The sequence below is a fragment of the Streptomyces sp. NPDC006430 genome (genome assembly GCF_040612395.1).
Taxonomy (GTDB): domain Bacteria; phylum Actinomycetota; class Actinomycetes; order Streptomycetales; family Streptomycetaceae; genus Streptomyces.
The window spans coordinates 1-4235 of record NZ_JBEXQA010000087.1 but is presented as its reverse complement, the minus strand read 5'-3'; the positions used below and the strand labels follow the sequence as shown (position 1 = coordinate 4235).

The 4235-nt window shown below is 69.6% G+C and carries 2 protein-coding genes; one reads left to right on the top strand and one right to left on the bottom strand.

Annotated elements, in window-relative coordinates; all coding sequences use genetic code 11:
• Nucleotides 1-210, bottom strand: a 210-nt coding sequence (locus tag ABZZ20_RS36590) for a hypothetical protein (protein WP_356877333.1), incomplete at its 3' end; no start/stop codon positions are given.
• 1600 nt (nucleotides 211-1810) lie between these two features.
• Between ABZZ20_RS36590 and ABZZ20_RS36585 the strand changes: the two genes are divergently transcribed.
• A partial coding sequence (locus ABZZ20_RS36585; protein ID WP_356877331.1) for a hypothetical protein occupies nucleotides 1811-4235 on the top strand: 2425 nt, incomplete at its 3' end.

The window sequence follows — 4235 nt, the reverse complement described above, 5'->3', positions numbered from 1 at the left end:
CGCTGTGGCGTCGGGGACGTGGATCAACACCACCTTCTCCGTCCAGTCCCCGCCCGCCACAGGCGGTGCGGCGGACACCGGCCCGGCCACGGACACCACGGACAGCGTGCAGGAGCGGGCCGGCCACGGCGCGCAGGACGCCGGGGGCGGCGAGCGCGGGACCGGTTCGGCATCGCTGAGCCGGACCGCCACCGTGAGCAGTTCGGACACGGGACGCTCCCAAGCCCAAACCGAAGGCGAACGGGGCGAGGCCCCGGCACACCAGATCGCCTCTGTCGGCTCCGTCCCGGGGGCTGTTCCCGCCCCCGCGGCGGCCCAGGGCGACGCGCACAGGGCGGCTGGCGCTCAGGGCACCACTGCCGCAACCGCACTGCCTGGCGTCGTTGACGGGTCGTTCGGCGCGGCCGGCAGGGGCCCGGTGGACGGCGAACCCACCGCTGCGGCACCCGCTCCGCGATCCACGATGAGTACGGCAAGCAGTGTGCCGGACACCCGTACCGGACAGGCCGGTTCCACTGCTGAGGGCGGTGAGGGCACCGTCCACGACATTCCTACGCACGACACGCCCCCGCGCACGGTCGAAGCCGAAGACGCCGGCGCGGTCCAGGCGCCGACCACCGGGACTGCTCCCGCCATGGCCGACCAGCCCACCCCGGCTGCCGCGCAGCAATCCGGCACGGTTGCCACGGGACCGGCCGCCACAGCAGCCGGATCCCCTGCTACGTCGGGGCCCGCGCGGACCACCTCGAATGAACTGACGGCGGGTCACGAGGAGCGGACGGGGACGGACCGGGCGGCCGCGGCCGGGATACCCGCGCAGCCGGTGCGGACGGCGGACGCGACCACGCCGGTCACCGCCCGGTCGACCCAGTCGCACTCTGACCTCGCTGACACGGCGGACCAGGGAGTGGCGGTCTCTGCCGAGACGCTGGTGGACCGGTCCGCGGCGGTTCCCGGGCAGGCCGCCGGGCAGATCCTGGATGCCGGAAGGACGGCGAACCAGCCGTCGGCTTCCCCGGGGCGGGATCTAGCCGAGGGGCAGTCCTTTCCCGCTGTAGCACCCCGTTCGGCAGCGGCCGCCCAGGGGCTCGCCACGACAGTCCCCGACTCCGCGCCGCGGCCCGTCCGGACTGTCTCCGGAGATCCGGTGACGGACGAGGACGGTCCGGAGACGGGCGTGACGGAAGCGGCTCAGCAGTCGGCGGAGTCGGCCCAGACGGTGAGCGAGTTCTCGGGGTCGGTCTCGCTCCAGGGCGCTACCGCGCCCCCGGCGGTCACGTCGCAGACGGTCACCCCGGCTCCCACTCGTGGCCAAACTGCGCGCCAACTTGACGCCGCCTCTGGCCAGTCGGCCGATCAGGTCCCCGCCTCTGGCCGGACCGCGAGTCAGCCGTCTGTTTCCCCCGGCCGGATCCCCACCGGGTCCGGCGACATGACCTCGCGCGCCACTGGTGGCGCGCAGGACGAGCGGGATGAGCAGGACGAGGCTCGGCGGCCGGGCCCAGGGGGCACCATGTCCGGCTCTTCTGCCGGTGACGGCCCGACGGACACCGCCGTCCAGAGCCGCAACGGTGCCGACACGGTGCGCTCCACCGACTCGGCCTCTGCCCCGGTCGAGCCGCTGGCGGACGGCGAACGGGCCACGGAGCCCAGGAACGGCGTCGCCCCGCAACAGTTGGGGACCGTCACCGAGGTGCTGGGGTCGGGGCAGGCGGATTCCGACCGGTGGATTCCGTATGGTCCGGTTCGGCGTGGGGTGAAGGTGCGGTACGTGCTGGACCGTCTGCCGGTGGGGCCGGGGGATGGTTCGGTGGCTGATCTGCTGGGTGTGGGTGTGGAGGAGGTGGAGGGGTATCGGGTGGGTCGGAGGCCGTCGGAGGCTGTTGGTGAGCGGATCGACGCGGTGTGGCGGTTGCTGCGGGCAGGCCGTACCGGCCTGACCTCGGCCGATGTGGATGACGCCGTGAACGCCGGGCGTTCTCGGTCCGGCCCTGCGGCAGGGGGCGCGGAGGTATCGGGCCAGGTCGGGGGGATGTTCGAGGTGGCACCCGCTGTGGACTACCGCGCGGGGGGTACAGACCTGGACCCAGAGCTGGGCATGGGCGAGGGCGTGGAGGGTCTGAACGCGGAGGATTGGGCGGGGGTGCTCGAGGCGCTGGAGTCGGATTCTGCCTCGGCCCCCGGGATGGGGCTGGGGGCGCCGGATTCTGCCTCGGAGTCCGGGATGGAGCCGGGGGCGCCGGGTGAGGGCATACAGGATCTGGATCCGGATGCGTTGAGGTTCCTGTCCGAGGCGCTGGGGTTTGGTGGGCGTGGAGCCGGCTCAGCCGATGCGGACTCCGTCTACTCCACGGGTGAGGGTGGCGGCGGTCTGTCGGGGGATGAGGTGATGGCTGATCCGGTGGAGTTCGCCGGAAACGAGGGCATGGATGCTGTCGCGGGCCAGGAGGAGGAGTTCACCCCGGAGGAGATGGCCGCGCTCATGAGGGAGTTCACTTCGGATGTAGAGGCGGCGCGCGAGGCGAAGCGTCGCCGGCTGAACGATGGGCGGTCGGTGGGGGAGGCGGCTGCTGCCAAGTTGCTTCTTCAGGTGAAGTTGGAGCGGGTGAGGGACGGTCTGGTGCCGGCTGACGGTGAGGACCGGGTCGCGCTGCTGGCCGAGGTGCTGAAGATCCATGTGGACCGGGTGCGGCGCATGTTGAGCGGCGCACTGAACCCGATTGGCATGCCCGGGCAAGACATTGAACGGATCGACGCGGCTTTCCTCCTGCTCAACGACGCGGTCGCACTTACCGCGGAGGCGGTGGACGAGCGCGTCAGTGCCCGCTGGACTCCTCTCCAGAAGACGATGGTGTACCTGATGGAGGAGGCGAGTAGGCCCGGCAGAACAGCCATGGGAGTGCGATTGTCCGACCTGCTCGGTGTCACGCCCGGACCGGTGTACGGATACCGATTGGCCAAGTCCATGCCGAACAAGGCGGTCGGTGACAGGATCAATGCAGTCAAACGCCTGTTCAAGGATGGAAAGGTCGGGTTGACCCCTAAGCAGGTGAAGGACGAGGTCATCCGGTACCGCGAAGAGGAGGAAGAGGGGCTGGACTTCGCGGGCAAGCTGGCCTATGTGCGAGAGAAGCTGGGTGGAGAGAATACGGCCCTGGTCAGTGCGATCACAGCCTCAGCTGCAAGGGTCAGAGTCTCAACCTCAGCGGTGAGCCTGTATTTCGGCTCGAAGCCTGGCGCGACCCCCTCGAACCCCCCACTGGATTTGGTCGAACGGGTGGACGAGCTGTATGTGTTGTATCGGGACTTGGACGCTGTGGCTGAGACGGCCGGGCTTCCCGCGAGCGGCACGATTAACCCGCCCCGGCTCCAGGCATTGCATCTGAAGGCAAGTCTGGGGGAGGAAGAGCTGGACCGATTGTTGGATGCTCGCCCGGGCGAGGTGTCGTACATCCTAAGGGGCGGGATGCAAAGGCGCGTTAAGGTCGTTGAGCGGATCAATGCGGCGTACGGCCTGCTCATGAAGGGGGCCGCGGTTACCGCGGAGGCGGTGGACGAGCGCGTCCGTGCCGGCTGGACTCCTCTCCAGAACACCATGGTGTATCTGCTGGAAGGTGTGCATGAGGAGCTCAGCACCCTGGCAGACCTGCTCGAAGTCAGAGACTCCTCAGTGCGATCCATCCGAATGGGCGTCCAGAAGCCGAACAAGTCGACCGGTGACCGGATCAGGGCTCTGGAGCGCTTGCTCAAGCGGGGAGGCCCCCGCCCGACGCGTGCCAATGTGGACGACGAGGTCGCCGCTATGCCTGCGTATGACCTGACGGCCAGAGCCCGCTTCCTGTGTCAAGTCGTGGGATCTACCGAGAGCGCGGCCTGGGAGCTCAATGCCGGGCGCGAGGTTGGAGAACCCACACTCAGCACGAGGCAGCTGGGGAACTACCGGCTCGGCCGGGTTCCGCACCCGAGTATGGAGATCACCGAGCGGATTGACCGGGCGTGTCATGAGTTTTGGGGGTTGGGGTTCCGTCCTGCTGACGCCGAGCTGGCTGGGGTTTTGAGGGGCGAGGTCGCTGCCGCGGTGGCTGCTGGGTCGGCGGTCGGGTCTGTGGGTGGTGGGGACGGTACGTTGGCGCGGCTTGTCGGTCGGGGGCGGTTGGCGGGTGAGCGGACGCAGGTTGGTTATGCGTGGCGGTGGTTCCGGGATGGGGCGGGGCGGGAGGTTGTTCGGCTGACGC